The sequence below is a fragment of the Pseudarthrobacter sp. S9 genome (assembly GCF_050156545.1).
Lineage (GTDB): Bacteria > Actinomycetota > Actinomycetes > Actinomycetales > Micrococcaceae > Arthrobacter.
This window is the reverse complement of record NZ_CP189577.1, coordinates 289,115-310,778: the sequence shown is the minus strand read 5'-3', so window position 1 is coordinate 310,778 and position 21,664 is coordinate 289,115. Positions and strand designations below refer to the sequence as shown.

At 64.4% G+C, this 21,664-nt stretch carries 20 protein-coding genes and 1 pseudogene; 13 read left to right on the top strand and 8 right to left on the bottom strand.

Going from position 1 to position 21,664, the window contains the following annotated elements; translation table 11 throughout:
- Positions 1-127 precede the first annotated feature (127 nt).
- Positions 128-868, bottom strand: a complete 741-nt coding sequence (locus ACQCSY_RS23510; RefSeq protein WP_427136205.1) for an aquaporin — start codon at positions 866-868, stop codon at positions 128-130.
- 45 nt (positions 869-913) lie between these two features.
- Here ACQCSY_RS23510 and ACQCSY_RS23505 point away from each other — a divergent pair, with 45 nt between their 5' ends.
- From ACQCSY_RS23505 to ACQCSY_RS23475, 7 genes are all read left to right on the top strand, one after another.
- Positions 914-1,588 (top strand): helix-turn-helix domain-containing protein, encoded by a 675-nt coding sequence (locus tag ACQCSY_RS23505; protein ID WP_427136203.1) that lies wholly within the window; start codon positions 914-916, stop codon positions 1,586-1,588.
- A 148-nt stretch (positions 1,589-1,736) separates the two neighbouring features.
- Positions 1,737-2,159, top strand: coding sequence for an arsenate reductase ArsC (locus tag ACQCSY_RS23500; RefSeq protein ID WP_427136201.1), 423 nt, complete (start codon positions 1,737-1,739; stop codon positions 2,157-2,159).
- A gap of 28 nt (positions 2,160-2,187) precedes the next feature.
- Positions 2,188-3,177 (top strand): thioredoxin-disulfide reductase, encoded by a 990-nt coding sequence (trxB, locus tag ACQCSY_RS23495; RefSeq protein ID WP_427136199.1) that lies wholly within the window; start codon positions 2,188-2,190, stop codon positions 3,175-3,177.
- 171 nt (positions 3,178-3,348) lie between these two features.
- Positions 3,349-4,731, top strand: a complete 1,383-nt coding sequence (locus tag ACQCSY_RS23490) for an FAD-dependent oxidoreductase (protein ID WP_427136198.1) — start codon at positions 3,349-3,351, stop codon at positions 4,729-4,731.
- Positions 4,732-4,767: 36 nt separating this feature from the next.
- The gene (locus ACQCSY_RS23485) at positions 4,768-5,442 is read left to right on the top strand and encodes an arsenate reductase ArsC (protein ID WP_427136196.1); all 675 of its coding nucleotides are present in this window, start codon (positions 4,768-4,770) and stop codon (positions 5,440-5,442) included.
- Positions 5,439-5,888, top strand: coding sequence for a low molecular weight phosphatase family protein (locus ACQCSY_RS23480; protein WP_427136195.1), 450 nt, complete (start codon positions 5,439-5,441; stop codon positions 5,886-5,888). The genes ACQCSY_RS23485 and ACQCSY_RS23480 overlap by 4 nt, the downstream gene beginning before the upstream one ends.
- 36 nt (positions 5,889-5,924) lie before the next feature.
- On the top strand, positions 5,925-6,464 hold the full coding sequence (locus ACQCSY_RS23475) for a universal stress protein (RefSeq protein WP_427136193.1): 540 nt from the start codon (positions 5,925-5,927) through the stop codon (positions 6,462-6,464).
- 25 nt (positions 6,465-6,489) lie between these two features.
- On the opposite strand, the gene ACQCSY_RS23470 is transcribed toward ACQCSY_RS23475, so the two are convergent.
- Complete coding sequence (locus ACQCSY_RS23470; RefSeq protein WP_427136191.1) at positions 6,490-6,936, bottom strand: heavy metal-responsive transcriptional regulator; 447 nt, start codon at positions 6,934-6,936, stop codon at positions 6,490-6,492.
- A 185-nt stretch (positions 6,937-7,121) separates the two neighbouring features.
- Here ACQCSY_RS23470 and ACQCSY_RS23465 point away from each other — a divergent pair, with 185 nt between their 5' ends.
- A complete protein-coding gene (locus ACQCSY_RS23465; protein ID WP_427136189.1) occupies positions 7,122-8,402 on the top strand; it encodes an MFS transporter in 1,281 nt (426 codons plus the stop codon).
- 145 nt (positions 8,403-8,547) lie between these two features.
- Here ACQCSY_RS23465 and ACQCSY_RS23460 read toward each other — a convergent pair whose 3' ends face one another.
- On the bottom strand, positions 8,548-8,937 hold the full coding sequence (locus ACQCSY_RS23460) for a heavy metal-responsive transcriptional regulator (RefSeq protein WP_427136612.1): 390 nt from the start codon (positions 8,935-8,937) through the stop codon (positions 8,548-8,550).
- Between the two features lie 221 nt (positions 8,938-9,158).
- Here ACQCSY_RS23460 and merA point away from each other — a divergent pair, with 221 nt between their 5' ends.
- From merA to ACQCSY_RS23440, 4 genes and pseudogenes are all read left to right on the top strand, one after another.
- Positions 9,159-10,601: a mercury(II) reductase gene (merA, locus tag ACQCSY_RS23455; protein ID WP_427136187.1), complete on the top strand. Its 1,443-nt coding sequence runs from the start codon at positions 9,159-9,161 to the stop codon at positions 10,599-10,601.
- A 34-nt stretch (positions 10,602-10,635) separates the two neighbouring features.
- Positions 10,636-11,301 carry an organomercurial lyase MerB gene (merB, locus tag ACQCSY_RS23450; RefSeq protein WP_427136185.1) on the top strand — a complete coding sequence of 222 codons (666 nt, stop codon included), beginning with the start codon at positions 10,636-10,638 and terminating at the stop codon, positions 11,299-11,301.
- A gap of 130 nt (positions 11,302-11,431) precedes the next feature.
- Positions 11,432-12,780: pseudogene (locus tag ACQCSY_RS23445) on the top strand (dihydrolipoyl dehydrogenase family protein).
- Between the two features lie 78 nt (positions 12,781-12,858).
- Positions 12,859-13,365 carry a DUF1440 domain-containing protein gene (locus tag ACQCSY_RS23440; RefSeq protein WP_427136183.1) on the top strand — a complete coding sequence of 169 codons (507 nt, stop codon included), beginning with the start codon at positions 12,859-12,861 and terminating at the stop codon, positions 13,363-13,365.
- A 118-nt stretch (positions 13,366-13,483) separates the two neighbouring features.
- On the opposite strand, the gene ACQCSY_RS23435 is transcribed toward ACQCSY_RS23440, so the two are convergent.
- From ACQCSY_RS23435 to ACQCSY_RS23415, 5 genes are all read right to left on the bottom strand, one after another.
- Positions 13,484-14,470 (bottom strand): cytochrome c biogenesis CcdA family protein, encoded by a 987-nt coding sequence (locus tag ACQCSY_RS23435; RefSeq protein WP_427136181.1) that lies wholly within the window; start codon positions 14,468-14,470, stop codon positions 13,484-13,486.
- A 13-nt stretch (positions 14,471-14,483) separates the two neighbouring features.
- A complete protein-coding gene (locus ACQCSY_RS23430) occupies positions 14,484-15,020 on the bottom strand; it encodes a TlpA family protein disulfide reductase (RefSeq protein WP_427136179.1) in 537 nt (178 codons plus the stop codon).
- Positions 15,021-16,033: 1,013 nt separating this feature from the next.
- Positions 16,034-16,717 (bottom strand): hypothetical protein, encoded by a 684-nt coding sequence (locus tag ACQCSY_RS23425; RefSeq protein ID WP_427136177.1) that lies wholly within the window; start codon positions 16,715-16,717, stop codon positions 16,034-16,036.
- A 17-nt stretch (positions 16,718-16,734) separates the two neighbouring features.
- On the bottom strand, positions 16,735-17,382 hold the full coding sequence (locus tag ACQCSY_RS23420) for a hypothetical protein (protein WP_427136175.1): 648 nt from the start codon (positions 17,380-17,382) through the stop codon (positions 16,735-16,737).
- Entirely contained in the window at positions 17,372-18,163 is a 792-nt protein-coding gene (locus tag ACQCSY_RS23415; protein ID WP_427136173.1) for a TIGR04255 family protein, read from the bottom strand. Before ACQCSY_RS23415 ends, ACQCSY_RS23420 begins: the two co-directional genes overlap by 11 nt.
- Positions 18,164-19,125: 962 nt before the next feature.
- Here ACQCSY_RS23415 and ACQCSY_RS23410 point away from each other — a divergent pair.
- Positions 19,126-21,264, top strand: a complete 2,139-nt coding sequence (locus ACQCSY_RS23410; RefSeq protein ID WP_427136171.1) for a hypothetical protein — start codon at positions 19,126-19,128, stop codon at positions 21,262-21,264.
- Positions 21,265-21,664 lie beyond the last annotated feature (400 nt).

Here is a 21,664-nt window from a genome sequence, read left to right as displayed (position 1 = left end):
CCATTATGCCCCAATATTGACAATCATCAATGTATAAGCCGCAAGCCGTTGACCGGGAGCGACCCGGGCACAGGCCGTATTTTATGCGGAGGTACAGGCGGCCCGGCCCGTCGCGTGCCGGCGAAGGCTATGCGCTGGCCGTCTCGGCACTGTGCGCCAGGACGACGTCGTCCGCGGCGCGGGGCGCGGAGGGGAACAGGATGAGGAGGAGGCCAAGGCCTACTGCCGCGCCGACCAGCTGAGCCACGACGAAGCCCGGAACGGAGGCCGGCGCGATGCCGGCGAAGGTGTCACTGAAGACACGGCCCACCGTCACGGCCGGATTCGCGAACGACGTCGAGGACGTGAACCAGTACGCGGCTCCGATGTAAGCGCCCACCGCCGGCGCGGCGAGAACGCCACGCTTGGTGGCGGCCAGGGCGAAGATCAGCAGGACGAGCCCGGCGGTCGCGACTACCTCGCCCAGCAGATGCCCCGTGGTTGCGCGCTCCTTGGTCGAGATGGAGGTGCCCACCTCAAACATGGCGTTCGCGACCACGCTGCCACTGACCGCCCCCACGGTCTGCGCAACGACATAGGTGCCAAGCTCCGGCAGGGTCAGTCCGGTGCCGCTGCGCCGGCCCAGGATCCAGTCGGCGAGGGAGACCACGGGGTTGAAATGCGCGCCGCTCACGGGCCCGAGCATCAGAATCAGGACCGTCAGCCCCAGCACCGTGGCGGTGCTGTTCTGGAGCAGCTGCAGGCCCACGTCATTCGGGGAGAGCTGCTGTGCGGCTATCCCGGACCCGACGACGATCATCACGAGCAAGTTGGTGCCGAGCAGTTCGGCCACGGCACGGCGCCACAGCGGCGGTTGTTGAGAAGTCATACCAACAGCTTGACTCAAGATATTTACTCAGTCAAAATTGAATCAATGAATACTGAGCAAGTTGAAGTCTTTCGGGCGCGGGTCGCCAAGCATGCGGCCCTCGCAGATCCTGCGCGGCTGCGGATCGTGGACCTGCTGACCCTGGGAGACCTTTCCCCCACGGAGCTCCAGGCCGAACTCGGGATGCCGTCAAACCTGCTGTCCCACCATCTGCGCACGCTGGAAGGCGCCGGCCTGACGACCCGCCATCGTTCGGAGGCGGATAAGCGCCGCAGCTACATCCGGCTCGCCGCAGGGGCGTTGGAGGGACTGGCTCCCGGCCGCGAACACGGAGCCCGCCGCGTCCTCTTCGTCTGCACCCGTAACAGCGCCCGGTCCCAGCTGGCCGTCGCACTCTGGAACCAGGTCAGCAAAATCCCCTCGATCTCCGCGGGTACGCACCCCGCGGACAGCATCGCGGCGGGCGCCCTTGATGTCGCCCGCCGCCACGGCGTTGCTCTCGCGGACCTTCCCCCGCGCCGGTTGGATGAGGTGGCGCACGATGAAGACTTTGTCGTGACCGTGTGCGACAACGCCCACGAGGAAATCCCAAACCTCGGAGGGATCCACTGGTCCGTTCCGGATCCGCTCCGGCTGAACACCGAGGACGCCTTCGAAGGCGCCTTCACTGACATCGCCCGCCGCATCAGCGACCTCGCCCCCCGCCTGCACGCAGCCTAAAACCCGAAACCCGCCAATATTGACAAATATCGATCTATTGTCCGATACTGCATGCATCGACAAACATCAATGTCTAGTCAGTAAGAGTGGTGCGGAACGACGACCTCATCAAAACCGATCCACATATATCTGATTCCAGGAGAAACACGTGAGCACCGAAACCGCCAAGAAGCCCTCTGTCCTGTTCGTCTGCGTCCACAATGCCGGCCGCTCCCAGATGGCCGCCGCCTTCCTCACCACCCTGGGCGAGGGCCGGATCGAGGTCCGTTCCGCCGGCTCCGCGCCCGCCGACAAGGTCAACCCGGCCGCCGTCGAGGCCATGGCCGAACTCGGGATCGACATGTCAGCCGAGATCCCCAAGGTCCTCACAACCGAGGCCGTGAAGGAATCCGACGTTGTGATCACCATGGGCTGCGGCGATACCTGCCCGATCTTCCCGGGCAAGCGCTACGAGGACTGGGAACTCGAGGACCCGGCCGGCCAGGGCGTCGACTCCGTCCGGCCGATCCGCGACGACATCAAGACCCGCATCGAGGACCTCATCGCATCCCTCACGCCCGCCGCCAAGTAACGCCCGTTCGAGCACCAGGAGACGTCCCGTGAGCGAGACCCAGAACACTGAACAGCTGATCATCATCGGATCCGGCCCGGCCGGCTACACCGCGGCGATCTACGCAGCCCGGGCAGGGCTGAAGCCCCTGGTCCTGGCCGGGTCGGTCACGGCAGGAGGTGCGCTGATGAATACCACCGAGGTCGAGAACTTCCCCGGCTTCCCCGGCGGGATCCAGGGGCCGGAACTGATGGACGGCCTGCAGCAGCAGGCAGAGAAGTTCGGCGCCCGGGTGGTCTTCGACGACGTCACCGAAGTCACGCTGACCGGGCACCTCAAACGCGTGGTCACCGGCGCCGGAGAGACCCACGAGGCCCCCGCCGTCATCCTCGCGACCGGTTCCGCCTACAAGGAACTGGGCCTGCCGGAGGAGAAAAAGTTCAGCGGACACGGCGTCTCCTGGTGCGCCACCTGCGACGGGTTCTTCTTCCGCGAGCAGGACATTATCGTGGTCGGAGGCGGCGACTCGGCCATGGAGGAAGCGACGTTCCTGACCCGCTTCGCCAGGTCCGTGACCGTGGTCGTCCGCAAGGGCGAACTGCGCGCCTCCCGGATCATGGCCCAGCGCGCCAAAGACAATCCCAAGATCAGCTTCGCCTGGAACTCCGCCATCACCAAGATCCACGGCGACAGCAAGGTCACCGGCGTGACACTGACCGACACCGTCACCGGCGAAACCCGCGAACAGCCCGTCACCGGGATCTTCGTCGCAATCGGCCACGTCCCCAGGACCGAACTCGTGACCGGGCAGGTGGAACTGGATGACGAGGGCTACATCAAGGTCGACGCACCCACCACCGTCACCAACCTTTCCGGCGTCTTCGCCTGCGGGGACGCCGTGGACCACCGCTACCGCCAGGCCATCACCGCCGCCGGGACCGGCTGCGCCGCCGCCCTCGACGCCGAGCGCTACCTCGCCGCCTTAGAGGACGCGGACAGCATCGCCACCGCCCTCGTGGAAGAACCCATCCACGCCTGACCCCGAACGGAGAGGGGGTGAGCTGAATGACAACAGGATGCTGCAGCGACTCGGGTTGCTGCGAAGACGATCAGGACTGCTGCTAACACTCTCCCGCCTGCCGGCCCCACCAGGGACCGGCAGGCACCTCCCGCAAAACCCATCACCCCTACGGATGAAACAGAGGAAACCATGGATTCAGCGAAGAACCTTCCCGTTGCCGTGATCGGCGCCGGCCCCGTGGGCCTGGCCGCCGCGGCCCACCTCCTCGAACGCGGACTCGAACCGCTCATCTTCGAAGCGGGCTCCTCCGCGGGCGCCGCCATCGAGCAGTGGCGCCACATCCGGCTGTTCTCCCCGTGGCGGTTCAACATCGACGCCGCCGCCGTCCGCCTGCTCGAACCCTCCGGATGGGAATCACCCCGCCCCACAGCGCTTCCCTACGGCGGGGAACTCATCGACGAGTACCTCACCCCGCTGGCCGCACTCCCGGCCATCAGCTCGCAGCTGCAGACCGGCGCCAGGGTCATCGCGGTCACCCGCGCCGGCATGGACAAGACCCACACCCGCAACCGCGAGACCACCCCGTTTCTCATCCGGGTCGAGAACGAGGACGGCGAGGCCCGCGACCACACCGTGGCCGGGGTCATTGACGCCTCCGGCACCTGGTCCACCCGCAACCCGTTGGGAACCTCCGGACTTCCCGCGATCGGCGAAGACTCCGCCGCGGGCCGGATCTCCTCCCCGCTCCCGGACGTCACCGGCCGTGACCGTGCCTCGTTCGCCGGACGCCGCGTCCTGGTCGTCGGCGCCGGCCACTCCGCCGCCAACACCCTGATCAACCTCGCTGACCTCGCCAAAGAAGAACCGGACACCCGGATCCTCTGGGCGGTCCGCGGCGCGTCCGCCGAAAAGGTCTACGGCGGCGGAGATCTGGATGGCCTGCCCGCCCGCGGCCAGCTCGGTGCCCGCCTCCGCCGCCTCGTCGAGGCAGGAACCATCGAACTGCACACCGGCTTCGGCATCAGCTCGCTGAAATCCCTCGCCTCGCATGTCACCGTCGAATCCGTTGACGGCCGGACCCTCGAGGCCGACATCGTCGTTCCCTGCACCGGCTTCCGCCCGGACCTGGACATCCTCCGCGAACTCCGGCTGAACCTGGACCCCGCCGTCGAAGCACCCACCGAACTCGGCCCGCTCATCGACCCGGAATTCCACTCCTGCGGCACCGTCCCCCCGCACGGCGCAGCACTGCTGGCCCACCCGGACCAGGACTTCTACCTCGTGGGCATGAAGTCCTACGGCCGGGCCCCGACCTTCCTGCTCGCCACCGGCTACGAACAGGTCCGATCCGTCGCCGCCGCCCTGGCCGGGGACCGGGAAGCCGCGGACACCGTCCACCTCGAACTCCCCGAAACCGGGGTCTGCTCCACCGACGCCGGGACCAGCTGCGACGTCCCCGCCGCCGTCACCGCCAGCGCAGGCTCCGAAGCCGACGGATGCTGCACAGTCCCGGAACCCGTACTCATCGGATTTCCGACCGGCCTGGCCCACGGCCGATCCGGCAACAACTGACACCCTCCGTCGGCCCAAGTAGAACGGACACATGCGATGACTGAACAGCCCAACACGCTGGGCCTGAAGGACAACACCGAGCTTCTGCACCGGATCAGTGACCGCCTGGCTGAACGGTTCTCCGGCATCTTCACCGCCGAAACCGTCGAACGCTACGTCTTCGAGTCCTACACCGCCATGGCCCGAACCGCGAAAATCAGCGCCTACTTGCCAGCCACCACCGAACACTTCGCCAACGACCGCCTCAACGCCCTGGCCAGATCCAAAGGCGCCTTCGCCTCCGAGGTCCCTGAAGTGCTCTTCGTCTGCGTCCAGAACGCCGGACGCTCCCAAATGGCCGCGGCCTTGTTGAACGTCGAAGCCAAAGGCCGCGTCCGGGTCCGGTCCGCGGGGTCCCTGCCCGCGGCAGAACTGGACCCCGCCGTGGTGACGGCCATGTCCGAAATGGGCCTGGACATCTCGGCCAACTACCCCAAACCCCTCACCGACGATGTCGTACGCGCCTCCGACGTCGTGATCACCATGGGCTGCGGAGACTCCTGCCCGATCTACCCCGGCAAACGCTACGAAGACTGGGACCTGACCGACCCGGCCAACCAGTCCCTTGACATCGTCAGGGACGTCCGCGACCAGATCCACGACCGCGTTAAGACGCTGGTCGTCTCACTGCTGAACTATCCCGACCTGCACAAGGAAGAAGCCCACTCATGACCTACCCCGCAACCACCCCGGCCGAAAACGGAAAGAAGCCCGCCGTCCTGTTCGTCTGCAGCAAAAACGGCGGCAAGTCCCAGCTCGCCGCCGGGCTCATGCGCCAGATCGCCGGGGACAGCGTTGAGGTGCACTCGGCCGGGACGAAGCCGGGCAAGGACCTGAACCCCCTTGCCGTCGAATCCCTCACCGAACTCGGCATCGACGTCGGCGGGGAACACCCCAAAGCCGTCGCCGAGGACGTCATCGACGCCGTTGACGTCGTCGTCGTGCTGGGCACCGAAGCCAAGCTCGACCCGCGCGAAGGCACCCGGTTCGAACTCTGGGAAACCGACGAACCATCAGAACGCGGCATCGAAGGCATGGAACGCATGCGGCTCGTCCGCGACGACATCAAATACCGCGTCCAGCAGCTCTACGCCACCCTCACCGGCGCAGAGAGCTAGCCACCGGCAGCGGGCCCGGCCGGGCGGAGGCGCCACATGAACGCCGACAAGGAACACCGTGAACCGGGGCCGGCCGGATCCGGGTTCCTGTACTCGCCCATCGTGGTGGGCGTTACGCCGGGGCAGGATCCGGCTGTGCTCGCACGGGCAGCCGAACTCGCCCAGGAGCTTTCCGCGCCCCTGATCTGCGCGTACGTCGACCCGGCCAGCTATCTGATCGAATGGAACCGCGAGGAACCCATTGTCCCGACATCCCTGGAACCGGTGCCTGAACCAGACGACGAAGCCGCAATCAATTCCCGCCAGCTCAGAACCGGCCTGGCCCACATCCTGGACCCCCTCGGAATCACCTGGACACTGCGCGTCCTGGCAGGCGACACCGCCCTGGCCCTCGGACGCCTCGGAGCATCATCCGGGGCCTCCATGATCATTGTCGGCTCCAGAAGAGTCGGGCTGCTGGCCAGAATGGAAGAACTAGTCAACGGCTCCGTCGCGCTCCGCCTGCTCTCAACCCAACAACTCCCGGTCCTCGGCGTTCCACTACAAACAACCAGTCTCCGGATGAGGATGAGATAGTCCCAGCGATAACAATCTTCAGGTCTCAGGCGTTTTGCCGGCCGTGCGTCTGAATGTTTTCCATACGGCGGTGTCCGGCGTTAACGATGGGGCATCCGTCGTGTGCTTTACCGGGCGGAGACTCGGACTCTCGCGTGGCGAGCAGGGCGGATCTCAGCACGGTCAGGTGTGCGATGGTGTCGTCTATGTCCTGGAGGCGTTGGGTGAGCATGCTGCGGACGGTTGCGCAGGGCGGCGTTCCTGATTCTTTCTGCATGGTGAGGATGCCCGCTATGTCGTCCAGGGCGAGTCCGAGGGAGCGTGCGCGCCGGATGAACGCCATGGTGTCAATATCGTCGGGGGTGTACAGGCGGTATCCGCCGGGGCTGCGCGGCGGGGTCCGGATCAGCCCGCGTCGCTCGTAGAGCCGGATCGCTTTGGGCGTGAGGCCGGTGTCTTTGGCGGCCTGGCCGATCGTGAGCAGGGTTCCCATTTTTCCTCCTTGTATTGACGTTACCCCCGGGTCAAGGTTTTAGCGTGGGATGTATTAAGGAGGAGGTGGAAGGAAATGGCATTGCAACAAGGTGAGGTTTACCGTTGTCCGGATGCGTCGTGCGGATGTGAGATCACGGTGACGAAGGGTGCGGCGGAGGGCCACGGCGGGGACAAGAACCCGACGTGCTGCTGCGGGCACAGCATGGAGAAAGTCAGCTGAGCGGACAAACGGCAAACGGGCGGCCAGGAATTCGGGCGGTTTTCGGGTACCCGGCATACCGGCGGCTCTGGGCGGCGCGCACGGCCTCAGCCGCCGGCGACGCTTTCGCGACCGTGGCGCTGAGCCTGCTGGTACTGGATCTGACGGGATCCGGTTTGGGTGTGGCCGGTGTTGTCGCTGCCGAAATCGTGCCGGTTCTTCTGCTCGGTCCGGTGGCCGGGGTCGTCGTGGACCGGTGGAGCCCGGTGCCGGTGATGGTCTACGCGGATCTGGCGAGGATGGTGTGTGCTCTGTCCCTGCCTCTGGTGCTCGGCTCAGCGGCGGGCGTGTATGCCCTGGCGTTTGCGATGTCCGCCGCCTCGGTGTTTTTCAACCCTGCGGCGGGGTCAACGGTGCCCTCAATTGTGGGATCTGACGAGCTGGTGGCCGCGAACAGCGGGATCTGGTCGGCAGCGGTCTTCGTTCAGATCGTGCTGGCCCCTGCCGCTGGTGCCGTGGTTCTCGTTGCCGGCTATGCACCGGCGTTCTGGGTCAACGCGGCCAGTTTTGCCGTCTCGGCACTGGTCCTGCGGAAACTGCGGGTGGACCGGGCGGGTTCCGCCGATGCTTCGAAGGATCGTTGGTGGCCACGGGCCCGTGAGGGCTTTGCGCTGCTGGGCCGTCAGCGGGTCCTTCGTGCCCTGGCTGTCGGCCAGCTGTTCGCCGCATTGTCCGCCGGGGCCACCAGCGCCCTGCTGGTCGTCTACGTGAAGGACCGGCTGGGTCTGGATTCCCGCGGATACGGCCTCGCCCTGGCCCTGATTGGTGCCGGAGCGGTGCTGGGCCCCTTGGTGTTGTCGCGGTTTGTCAGCAACCCGCGGCGTCCGGCCTTTGTCTTCGGCCCGTATCTGTTGCGCGCGGCCGTTGACGGGGTACTGGCTTTGACCCTGTCTCCTGTCCTCGCCCTTGGGGCGCTGGCCGGATACGGCCTTGGTACCTCGACGGGTGCCGTGACGTTCAATTCGCTGCTGCAGGCCGAAACTCCCGCAGAAGCGCGAGGGCGGGTTTTCACCGCGTTCGACGTCATCTGGCAACTCGGGCGCCTGGTCTCGCTGGGGATCGGCGGCATCCTCGCTGACCGGGCTGGTCTTCCCATTGTCTATGCTTCCGGCGCTGTACTGCTGACGGCGGCGGCGCTCATCGGTTGGACCTCGTTGCGAGCCGCCGACAAGGACCGCGGCTCCGCCCGGATCCATGACATTTGATGCGTGCAGTTTATGAGCAAAACCCGCCGGGAGTAGACGGATCGCCGGGTTCCCACCCTTCCAGTCCGCGGTTGCCGCGGCTGAGGTGTTCCTTGGGCCTGCGGGAATTCAGCCGTGCAGGACGAGCGCCGGGATCTGGTCGGGTTTAGAGGTAGCTGCAGATGCGTTCGGGGTCGCAGGCTGCGGGGTCCCCTGCGGCTGCGGCGTCATGGAATTCGGCGACGGTTGCCCGCAGCGCTGTGAGTTCTGCGATCCGGGCGTCGAGGTCGCGGAGCTGTTTGGCCAGCAGATCCTTGACGTGTATGCAGGGGGCCTGGCCGATGTCCCGGACGGAGAGGATGTCTCCGATCTGGGCCAGGGTCAGTCCGGCGATGCGGCCGCGGCGGATGAATTCCAGCCTCCCGACCGTCTCCTGGGCGTAGTCGCGGTATCCGTTCGGTGCCCTGTCAGCTGCCGGCAGCAGGCCCCGGTCCTCGTAGAACCGCAGTGTCTTGGCCGTCATGCCGGCGGCTGCGGCGGTTTCACCAATGCGCATCATGCACCTCTTGTCCCGGGTATTTCCCTCTTGACCTTCCAGTCTAGTGGAAGGTCGCGAACGGCTACAGGAGCCCGTGGGTGCCGCCCCGGGCCGGGAGAGCGTAGTCGACCTCTTGACCTTCCCCCGTGGTGGAAGGTGCAGACTGGGGACGAACCCCCACACGAGGCACCGTCGCGGCCATTTCGGGACTGTGCTGCTGTACGACTTTGGAGGATTTCATGTCTGAACCAACACCTGATTTTGATCTGGCCGTCATCGGCTCAGGCGGCGGAGCGTTCGCGGCCGCGATCCGGGCGACCAACCTGGGCAAACGCGTCCTGATGATCGAGCGTTCCACCGTCGGCGGGACCTGCGTGAACACCGGCTGCGTGCCGTCCAAGGCACTCCTCGCTGCGGCAGAGGCCAGGCATGTTGCCCTGGACGCATCAGGCCGGTTCCCCGGCATCAGCACATCAGCCGGGCCGGTGGACATGGCCGGGCTGATCGGCGGGAAGCGTTCCCTGGTGGAAACGATGCGTTCGGATAAATACGTGGACCTGATCGCGGACTACGGCTGGGAACTGCGCCAGGGCAATGCCGTGTTCGCCGGCACCCAGGACGATCCCGTCCTGGAAATCACCGGAGGCGACGGGGCCCGGGAATCCGTGAGGGCCGCGCATTATCTGGTGGCCAGCGGCTCCGCCCCGTGGGCGCCCCCGATCGAGGGCCTGCAGGACACGGGCTATCTGACCTCGACCACCGCGATGGAACTCGAGGAGGTCCCCGAGTCCCTGCTGGTCATCGGCGGCGGGTACGTGGCCCTGGAACAGGCCCAGCTCTTCGCACGGCTCGGGTCCAAGGTGACCATGCTGGTCCGCTCCCGCCTGGCCTCGGCCGAGGAGCCCGAGGCCTCGCGCGCCCTGATGGGTGTCTTTGCCGACGAGGGCATCCGCGTCGTCCGCCGGGCGGCTGTGTCCTCGGTGCGCACGGACCCGGCCACCGGCGGGATCGTTGCGACCGCGGCCGTATCCGGCGGGCAGGAGGAATTCCGGGCCGTCAGGGTGCTGGTCGCCACGGGCCGCCGGCCGGTCACGGAAGGCCTGAACCTGGCCGCGGTCGGCGTCAAGACCGGGGACGGCGGCGAGATCCTGGTCAACAGCCGGCTCACCAGCTCCAACGACCGGATCTGGGCCGCCGGGGACGTGACCGGTCACCGCGAATTCGTCTACGTCGCAGCCGCCCACGGCTCCCTGGTGGTGGAGAACGCCTTCAACCAGGCTGGCCGTGAGGTCGACTACCGGCACCTGCCCCGGGTCACCTTTACCAGCCCGGCCCTGGCCGCCGTCGGGATGACGGACAAGGAAGCCAACGAGGCCGGCATCCGGTGCGAATGCCGGGTCCTGCCCCTGGAATATGTCCCCCGGGCCCTGGTGAACAGGGACACCCGCGGCTTCATCAAGATCGTCGCCGACGCCGACACCGGACGGATTCTGGGAATCACCGCCGTCGCCAAAGACGCCGGGGACCTGGCCGCAGCCGGGGTCTACATCCTGGAAGCCGGGATGACCGTGGAGCAGGTGGCAAACCTGTGGAGCCCGTACCTGACCATGGCCGAAGGAATCAAGATCGCCGCCCAGTCCTACACCACGGACATCTCCAAACTCTCCTGCTGCGCCTCCTGACCCCCTGCCCCTCCACACCGGAAGAAGACCCGCCATGAACACGAACTTCACCGACCTCACCGACCGCCTGACCTCGCCGGACACCGGCATCGAACCCGCCCTCTGGGTGCCCCTGCTGCATCTGCTCTCGCAGGGCGATCCCGTGGCCATCGGGGACCTGGCCGCCGTCACCGGCCGCACGCTGCCGGAGATCAGCGCCGCGCTGGCCGCGGTGCCGGACACCGAGTACGACGGGGACGGGCGCATCATCGGGCAGGGCCTGACCCTGCGCCCCACCCCGCACCGGCTGGAACTCGCCGGGGAACAGCTCTACACCTGGTGCGCCCTGGACACCCTGATCTTCCCGGCCCTGCTCGGTACAACCGCACGGATCGAATCAACCTGCCACGCCACCGCAGTCCCTGTACGGCTCAGCGTCGGCGCGTCCGGCGTGACCGGCGTGGAGCCGGCCACGGCCGTGGTCTCCCTGGTCAACCCCGAGGACATGAGTTCGGTACGGTCGGCGTTCTGCAACCAGGTCCACTTCTTCGCCTCGGACGAGGCCGCACACCCCTGGCTCGCCGCCCACCCGGGCGGCTCCGTCGTTCCCGTCGCCGAAGCCCACCGGATCGGCACTGCCATGGCCGCATCCCTGCTCGATGAAACCCTGCCCGCACAGCCTGCCGCCCCCGGAAAGGGCGCACACCGCTGCGCCTGCTAAGGACCCGGCCGGCCTCTGATCCGGAACGGACACCTCAGGACGCCTGCATGCCGGCACCGGGGCGTCCGCGGCCCGAACCACGGTTTGAGGAACAGCACCCGAAATAGCATCCGAGATCAAGGGGAGAGTTATGAGCGAACATTTTGACGTGGCAGTGCTGGGCATGGGACCCGGCGGGGAAGTCGCCGCGGGCCGTCTGCTGAAAGCCGGGAAGAAAGTCGCGGTCATCGAGCGCGAGCTCATCGGCGGGGAATGCGCGTACTGGGCCTGTGTGCCGTCCAAAACCGTGCTCAGGCCACCCGAGGCCCGAACGGAAGTCCAACGCGCGGCCGGGGTAGCCGGTGCGGAGCTGGACTGGGCAGAAACCAGCGACTACCGCGACTACATGATCCGGCATCTTGATGACAAGGACCAGATCGACGGGTACGCACGCCACGGGGCGGTGGTGGTCAAAGAGGAGGCCCGGATCACCGGCTCCGGACGGATCCTGGCCGGAGACCGGGAACTGAGCGCGGAACACATCATCATCGCCACCGGCTCCGAACCGGTCATCCCGGCCCTGGAGGGCCTGGATCAGATCACGGCCTGGACGAACCGGGAAACCTACACGGCCACGACCCTCCCGGAGCGCGCCGTCGTCGTCGGCGGGAGCGCCGTCGGGATTGAGACGGCCACGTTCCTGGCTCGTTTCGGAGTCAAAGTCACCCTGATTCACCGCGGGGACCGGCTCCTGGAACGTGAAGAACCCCGGGCGGGTGAACTGGCCGGCAAATACCTGCCTGAATCCGGGATCGATATCCGTCTCGGCGTCAGCGCCCGTCGGGGTCGGCGGGCAGGGGGCAGAGCGTCCTTGACCTCGACGACGGTACCGAGGTCGCGGGCGACGTCGTCATCTTCGCCACCGGCCGCACCCCGCGCACCCAGGACCTGGGGTTCGAGCAGGCAGGCGTGGTCCTGGGTGACCGCGGGCAGGTACAGGTCGATGAACACTGCCGCGCGGCCGGCAACGTGTGGGCGATCGGGGACGTCACCGGCACCATGGCCTTCACCCACGTCGCGAAATACCAGGGCCGGATCGCGGCCGACGCTATTCTCGGCAAACCCCGGAAGGCCTTCTACGAGGGTATTCCCCGGGTGGTGTTCGCCGACCCGGAAATCGCCGCAGCCGGCCTCACCCGGGACCAGGCCGGACAGCAGGGCCTGAAAACAGCTGCGACGGAGATCGAACTCGCCGCAGCCATTACCCGGCCCTGGACCTACGAACGGGATCCCCGCGGGCACCTGGGCCTGCTGGCCGATACCGACCGCAAGGTCCTGATTGGAGCTTGGGCGGTGGCTCCGATGGCCGGGGAATGGATCCACCAGGCCTCTCTGGCCATCCGCGCAAAGATCCCCATCGACACCCTGAGGGACCAGGTCGCCCAGTACCCGACCTACAACGAGGCCTACCAGGCTGCCTTGGACAAACTCGACATCTAGCCGGCCGTACCCAGCCCCGGGACGCCGCCGGTCCCGGGGAATCCGGACCACACCATTGGCTCCCAGGGAGAGACCATCATGAAAGTTACTGAGGCACTCGAAGACCTGGCCGCCGCCTGGGCCGCCGGCTACGTCGGGACCAAGGCCATGGAACCGGTCAGCATGAAACTCTACGAACTGGAGCCGGAGCGGGACAGTGCCCGGGAAGACGCCGTCCGGCCAGGTCCGCCGTATGAGCTGGCAGCGAAGAAGATCTTCGGCGCCGCCGGGATCATGCTGGAGGGAAAAGCGCTGGAGCGCGCGTCGATGTTCATGCATTATGGGCTCGCCTTGAGTTGGTCACCCCTGTATGTGCTGCTGCGCCGCAGGACAGGCATGGGAGTGGTCGGGGCCGGCCCGGTCACCGGGACGGCGATGTCATTGATCGCGGATGAAACCATGACACCTCTGGCCGGGTTCAGCGCCCCCAACGGTGCCTACCCTGTGGTGGCCCATCTGCGCGGTTTTGCCGCCCACCAGGTGTTCGGGCTCGCCGTCGCGGCTACCTGCGAAACGGTCTGGGCGCTGCGCGGACGCCGCCCATGAACCCTCCAACGATCTCAAGCACCCCGGGGCGCAGCTGAACGCTGGCCGGTGCACCGACGGCGCCGGGGCCGGGGCTCTGTTCATCAACGCAACGGCCCGGCGCCCGCTGAATCCGGCCTCACGCCGGCGGGACGTCGTGTGAGGCGGCCGGTGTCGTGCGGTTCAGATCGGCGTCGGTGTCGGAGCGGGTGGCGTCGGCTGCGTGCAGTCCGGTTGCGGGTGCGCAGCAGTCGTCTTCAGGCTCCTTCCGCATCGGCCCGGCGGTACGCCGGCGCGTCCAGAGGACCGCCAGCAGCACGGCCGCCGCGAGGGAGATGGCGAGAACCGCGATGACGGCGGTATTGGCTCCGATGAACCTGGTCGCTGCCGAAGATAAGATGTTCATCCCTCCGGCGATGCCCTGGTTGGGCTGGCCGGTGACCAGCGCCGGCGCCCAGTACGCGACAAGATAAGCCCCGGAAAGCACGAGCACGGCTCCGCCGGCACGGGGCAGGTAGCGTGAGGCCCGGTGCAGTCCTTTGGCCAGGGCTCCGCTGGCCAGTGCCGAGAAGAGCGCCAACAGGATCAGGACCATGCTCGCCCCGGCGGCGTAGGCCACGAAGACCGAAACCAGTGCAGTGATGCTGTTCGCCGCCAGGGCCTGGGCGATGACCGCCAGCAGCACCGCCAGCGTGCAGGAGAGCGAGGCCACGGCGTAGGCGGCCCCGAAGGCAACCATCGAGCCAGGACCGCGCCCCGGGCGGTTCATCCGGTTCGAGTTCAGGCTCAGACCCACGCGGCGGCCGGCGAGCATCGCGATACCGACCCCGGCGAGCAGGACCCCGATCAGGACGGCCACCCACGGTACGGCACCGATGATGCTCCGAAGCCCAAACGCAACAAGCAGGCCCGTCACGGTGAAGATCCCGGCGAATCCGAGGCTGACCAGCAGCCCTGCGCCAAGGCCGCTGAGGGCCCGGCGGAGCAGTCCCGGACCTGCGGAGCCGGGGGCGGTGTCGTCACGACCGATGTAGTAAGCAAGGAAAGCCGGAAGCATGGCGAATCCGCACGGGTTCACGGTGGAGAGCATGCCGGCACCGAAAGCGAAGGCGAGTGTTCCTGTCAAGGGGCGGTCCCTCCTAAGAGCCGGCGGCCGCGAGGGCCTTGGCAGTTTCGTCGGCAGAAGGATCCACGCCGCGGTAGATCTCCTGGCCTGAAGAGTTCAGGACGACCGTCGTCCCGAGGGAATCGACGCTGAAGTGTTTCAACAGGGTTCCGTCATCCCGCACCAGCGTTACCGGCGGGTTGCCGACAGAGACGATGAACTGGTTCAGAACCTCGGTCGGCTCGCTGGGATCAAGATCGACGGTAATGACCTGCGCGCCAGGGGCGGCCCTGGCCAGGCCCGAGGCAACATTCTTGACCCCGGCGGCGCATGGCCCGCAGGAGGCTGTGAAGAAATAGATGACGGTCGGGTGACCCGTCGGAAGCGTCAGCAACGAGCCGTCAAGGGTCTTCACCGTGACGGACGCAACCGAGGACCCCGAACCGGCACTGGCGGGGCCGGCGCTTGACGAAGATGCGGCACCCGGCGGCGTGCCGGCACCGGTAGTGGAGCCGCAGCCGGCCAGCAGTATTGCGGCCAGCACGGCGCCCATCAGCGCGGCAGCCCGCATGGCCGGTCGGTGGCGGAGGTAGCGCCGTCTCGGACGGGTGCTGACGGTGCTGTGGGAACGGTCATGGTCGGCCGTTCCGTCCGTTCGCGGATGAAGTACCCCGGATCCCCGGTTCCTGCCCGGAACCATTGGCCCCGGTCTTCTGAGGGCCACAGCAGTCACCCATCTTCGGGGAAGGACACTCAGCAGCGGATAACCCGCCGTCGGAGTGCCCGTTCGGTACTTCACTTGCCCGCGCACGGGCGCGGCGGCGGCGGCCCACAGTAAACGCCACGGCTCCTGCAACAATGAGCGCGCCGATCGCAAGCACCACAGGATTGCCAAGCACCCCGCCCGCCAGGGCGAGACCACCCCCGGCGATCAGAACCGGGCCGGCACAACAGATGACGGCCAGGGCCACGGCCCCGACAGCAACCAGAATTCCACCTGTTCCCCCCGAAGGGGCTGACGGACGATCAGACATACGGTTTCTCCTCAAGACGGAAAACAATTCCCTAACACCAGTGTCGACCTTCCACCAGAGGGGAAGGTCGACCCCTTTGCGGGGCGAGCAATCCAGCGAACCAGCGAATCCGAGGCTTCCCGAACGCAACGAGATGGAGTTAACAACCACCAGCCGCCCCTTTACGACGGCCTGACACGAAGCAGCAATCAACGCTGCGGGACGCTTGTGTCATCGGGCTCCGCGAGTCAAGGTCGTGACAACTGCTTTGTTTCGTCCTGGTCCCTGCGCACGTGCTGGGGTGCTGCCGTTTGGACGAGCGGCGCAGACGACTTCGGATATTCCGTGCAGTCGTCTTCTGAAACTGACACCGATCAGTGAGGGAGTGTCCCACTTTGACGGTCCAGGTTCCAAGGCTGTGGCACATAGCAACCCGATTGCTGCTCAAGAACCGTGTTCAGTAACGGAGCGGGTTATTCACCGAACAAACCGCCGCACTGGGCGACGGTTTCAATGCATACTTGCGAAGCTCTGTTGCGCGCCAGGGCCTTTCCGTTCTTCAGGTCTGCACCTACGGTTGGGCGCGCAGCCGCCGCAACTCGGCGTTCATGGCCCTGCGTACGGTCGCCCGGCTTTGAGGGTTGCGCAGCAGTTTCTGACGCGTAGCTGATGCCCCGGCGTCCGTCGTCCGAATCCAGTCGTGGAACTCCGCGACACCGTCGGGCCCGCGCTCGGCGCACCACTCTGCTGCTAGGTCAGCTTCCTCGAATTCCCCGGTTGTCTGTTCGTTGTACGTCATCGTTGGCACGACCACGCGGCTGTTGTGGTGCACCCACCGCTGGAGCAGGAGATTCACGCCGTGCTGGGAAAGGATGGCCACCCGTTCGCGGCCGCCAATGTCGGCACGCGTCACCAATGCCAGGTCGGTGAATTTGGCGGCGTAGTGCTGTCCGTCCAGGAAGAGGTCAGGCAAGGGCATCTGCCTGATAGATTCTTTTGCCCAGTTGCTGCGTGTCCCCTGGACCTGGGATATTTGGGCGACCAGGACCGGGTCAACCAGCTCAACACCGCCCACGCGGAGCGCGCAGGGATGCTGAACAATGATGAATGCCGCCCCCGGCTCCTTCTGCTCGGACGGGTCAGCGGCGGCGAAAACGTCGCCGGTGAAGACCGGGCGGTTATTGTCAACGTCTTCGCCGCGCGCGTAGTACAGGTCATCTATGGATGCGGGGGTTTCCGGCTGGTTCGTGCTCACAGACAATTATCTCTGTTTCAGACGCTTGGCCTGGGTCGGATGGACAGCTCGCCGTCTTCAGCAGTGAACGTCTCAAAGTTCTCATCAACATAGTGCTGCCTCCAATCGGCATCGAACTTGTCCAGAACCGTCACTGGGTCGGCTTCGTGGTTACTGACCCAGTCCAGGAGCAGATCGGTTTTGCCGGTGGCGTATAGGTCGATGGGCGTAACGGCAACCCCGTCCTCGATTGGCATCTCGAACCAAGAGGCCGGGTCCGACACAAGGTGTTCAACAGTGATCATTTCAATCACTGCGATCAGACGCGTAAGGCGCAACCGGTTCTCGCCCGTGATCCGCTCCCCCCGACGCCATTTCTGGACGGCCGGGACACTGACATGGATCATTCGGGCAATATCGCGCCATGCAAAGCCCAGCGACGACACATGTTCCAGAAGTTCATTCGGAGCCTTCTTCCCCCACTCCTGCATAAGTCGGTTGAGGGCACTGACGCGGAGTTGGTGATGCAGGTCCTTCGTAGAGGAATGCAAGTCCCCGGCTTGATGCCGAATCACGGCAGCATCGCCGTGTAGATCCCGTCGTGGCGCACTCGACGTCTGGTCAATGACAGGAAGAAATGATTTACCGCCAGTGGCAGAGCCGCCGGGAAGAAGATCAGATGACATTGCGGAACACCTCGTTTCTAAGCTTTTCCGAAACCAACGATTCAAAAACGTCCTTGATCGGGCCGTGGAGACGCGTGCACGCACCCATCACGTCGTCAACATCAAACTCAGGAATCATCCCTTCCGGCGCCGCCCATGCGCCATCAATGTCGATCAGGAAAAACGGGCCGCTGAATTCCCCGGGCCTCGCCAGATTTGGACTGCCGACAACAGCCTGACCTTCACCCAGGCCATATCTCAACGTGATCGAGTCCCCTGGCGTTTGGGCGGCGAACACTGTGACCCCTTGCTGCTGGACGACCGAAAGGAACTCCGAGGAGTACGGGGCGTCCGGCCCCAGCAGCTTGGGCGAAATCCAATCCCCCCACGGGACAGGGCCCGCCACCGGTACGCGAACCTCGTCGATGTATCTCAGACCTACGCGCTCAATCGCATCCAGGGGATCCACATCATGGCGAACCCGCACAGCTGTTTCTACGACGTCCCGGAAGCCCGCGAAGCCCTCATAGTTCGTCGTCTCGACAGCAATGGCTTCAGTCCTGAAGGAGACCGCCGTCCGTTGGTCACGGGAAATGAACTTAGGAAAGCGCCGGACCTCCTGCGTGCCGCTTTGCACGTCAATAGTCATGACTTCCTCCCAGCGCTGGATCGGCGTAACGGCTGCAAGGCCGGCTTTAATCAAACCCAAAGCTGACGAACTTAAGGGCTCGGTTGACGGATGCCTGAGCTCAACAACGGCTAGGGCAAGAGCGGAACGTGGGTATACCTCATTGGAAGTCACTTTCTCAACATACTAGAAAAGAAACTGAGAATACAACCAAGACGGGACGCTACGGACCAAGCCACGCGCCCCAGGAGTGGGGAGGGTCTACAACCACGCCAGGAAGCTGACCTGGCTCTGGTACTTCAACCGAGCGATCCTGCCGGACCAGCTTCATAAGTTCCGACTTACCGCCAAGCACCTGGAAGAACTCAGGCGCCACCTCCAAGAGGAAGCGGCTCGATAGAACTGGGTTCAGCGCGGCCAGCGCCGGCGGCTGGGAACCTCAATGACGGGGATTTCATGGGGCTCCAACGGGCGTTGAGGAACGGGGCGTATGCCCATTCCTGTCCTGGGGCGGGGTTAGGAAAAGCTTCTGTATCCGGGTCCATAGTCGCTCATTATCCATCTGCGCATCTTCTTCTGGTCGGGACCCATCCGCCGACGGCTGAGACTGGCAAGATCCGCCGCAACTCGGCGTTCCACATCCAAGGAACTGGAACATCTGGGGGTTGCCCGCAGGTCGTTGTCAATTGACCAAGTGGCGTGCGCCGTCGGAGGTTTCGTCGTGGCGAGGAATTGCTGGTGTGCCAGAGGTGCGTGTGGAAGTCCAAGGAGGAAGCATTGCCTATGTTGGACGGCGGGTGCCGTGACACGCGGTGAGGCAGGCAACCCGGAAGATTCAGCTCCCGGTACGGTTGGAGCTGGAACGAATGCAAGCGGCATCCAGTCGCCTCGGGAAGAGAATGCTTCAGGCTAGGACTACGTGGAATATCTCCTTGATGACGAACCGCTGAATGGATCACATGCCGTTCGGATCTTGTTTCGGCAGGAACGCACGGCACTTCCGGTAAACAGCATCAACGCGTTGATAGATATCGTCACGTTCGAGTGCCAATTGTGGGGCGGGGCTAACACCCCTTTGGTGCCCGTTTCGGACTCCGGTCTCGTACCCCGGCAGTGCCATAGAGAGGGTACGCGGAATGGATACTTACGGGCTCTATAACATGTTTGGGGCCTCCGAAGTGCGCGTGTCCATGAGGAACTACGGCGATGAGATGGACAGTTTCGGTCGCCAGTTGGCGGTTGCGCTTCTGCCACATGGCAAGCAGCAGGATTATCGGCGGCTCGAAGTTCTTCAACTGGCTGAAGAAGATCCGTGGAGAGGTATATACGCCGTCTGTCTGGGATGCCTTCCTGAACGACCCGATATAGAGGTTCTTCGCCACGGATACTTGAATGAAAACTTGAAGTTTGAGGACTTCGTCAAACTCGACCGAACAGGTGCCAGGGGCTCGCTTGAAGACTTGTTGGAAAGAGTGACGACTGATGCCACGATGTCACCGCGCCAACTTTCAATGATTCACCTTGACTACGGCGGCACGGGTCGGTACGGCATCGGGACTAAATCCGGGGTCCTGCCGGAGCCGGACTTCTTCCGGAAGGACGCTGGTCCAAACATTGTGGTGGCCTGCTCGCCGAACAACGTAGATGACCTTGCACTCTTGTGGAATCTCCGATCGGCACACGGTGACTCCCGTCCATTACCTATCGGAATCCCGGTTGACGAGCTAACGCATGGTCGAGTTGAAGAGTTGGCTGCACACCCACTCGTTACGCAATACGGAATTCACTCCGGCTCCATTTATGTGACCAGCGCGAGTCTCGACCAAGCAGCCCTGAGCAGCATCCTGGGAGAGCCAGGAGACAGAGAATTTCGTGTAATCGAGGCCGAAGCCCTGCTGACACTTGGCAGACCCGCCGGATGGGTTCGCGAGGATGTCATCATGTGGGCTGACGGCAAGGGACGGTTCGTGCCATTGCCCGCCGAAAGCAAGAAAGACGTGCTAGAAGAAACCCACTTTGGCCGGCTTACGCGGATGCAGGTAGATCTGCAGGTAGTGTCTCGTCCATTTCCCGATGGACGTGATGTCAGGATTGACGGGACAAATTCGCATTTTTATGCTGGGTCGAACTCCATGTCGGTTGGCACACGGCGGATGGAGCCGGTCGAGGTCGCTTGGCCGAGTCGACTGCTCACTGCGCGGGCGGTCGCAAGAAGCCGAAATCTTGAAATTTCTGAATCCATGCCGGGAAAGTCGGCGCGGGTTGCATTAGCCGCCTTCTCCGACATGTGGGAGATCTCCAATCTTGCACATGCTCCTCTCCTTCAGTTGCTTGAAGAAATGGCGGCAAGAAGCGGTTTCGGTTGGTTAAGACAACGCGCCAGGGATTTGAACAGGGAAGTTGCCCCGCAAGAGGCTGTAGGTCCGACTACGGACGAACTTCCAGAAAAAGCATTTTCCGATTTCAAGCGCGCACTGGGCAATCGTGAGAAAGCCACTAAGTATTGGCTGGTGTGGGCTGAACATGCTGGGCTCATCGTCAAAGGGTTCCCACTGCAGTGCTCACAGTGCAGTGCCAAGCAGTGGACTCCGGTGGCGGCCTTTGCTCCGCCAATTGTGTGCCGTGGATGCGCGGAGGTCATGGCGGCACCATTTGGCGAACGGCCAAGCATAAACTTCACATACCGGATTTCTGAGCGGCTCCGTCGGGTGTATGAGCACGATGCGATGGGACACCTGCTTACACTGCGCTTCTTCAACATAGTTTTTTCCCGCTTTGCTGGCAGTGACGTAATCGGTATCCACCCGGGCATGGATATTCGCTGCCACGGAAGCGATCGGATCGAGGGCGAGGCAGATGTTCTACTCTTTTTCAAAGATTCAGCTTTCGTCCCAGTGGAGGTTAAGCGCTCATTTGCTGGTGCGACAGCGTCGGAGATCTTGAAGCTTGAGCATCTTGCCAGTGTTTTACATTCGCCCTGGTCTGCGGTTGCTGTATCCGATTACGGGTTGGAGGCCTCGACAGATTTCATCCGCCTTGAAGGTCGGGACGACACCAAGAAGCATTTCCGCCTCATACTCAGTTATGACCGGCTCTTGGATCCAACGCCAATATGGTCCTTAGGAGGAGATCCGTTTGAATGGATTCCGCTGACGCGCGAGCAGATCCAGGAGAGAGAAGCTGGGTTTGTGCAGAGACTGACTCAACGCGCCGAGGACGGACCCTTCGATTGGCTTGCGAACACAATGCTGAGACGGCCTGGCGCGACAAGATAGAGGCCTTGGGCTGCGGCCCAACCCCCGCCATTGCCCTCGGTTGGCTGCTGCTAGCCGCAGTCTTCGAGGCTTTCCAGCTGCTCCCATTGTGGTCAGGTGGAGCCCGGAGGTTGAGCTCAAAGCTGGGCGGTTTCTCACCATCGTCGCAACAGGTTCGATTTGAAGCTATCAGAATCCCCGTTTAGCCATCGAAGGCTCTGCCGTCGTGGGTCAAACGAACGTCGGGTTGAACAGCATTCCGCCTCAACATCAGGCGTTTCCTGAGCCTGAAGAACGTGCCGTATAGGGCCCACAGATGTGCGCAGTCATGGGTGCAACTGTAGCTGCTGGTCAGTTTCTAGCTGTATTCACGGGCCAAAACGTGTCTGGTCTTGGCCCGAATGTGCCCACTCGTGGGCCA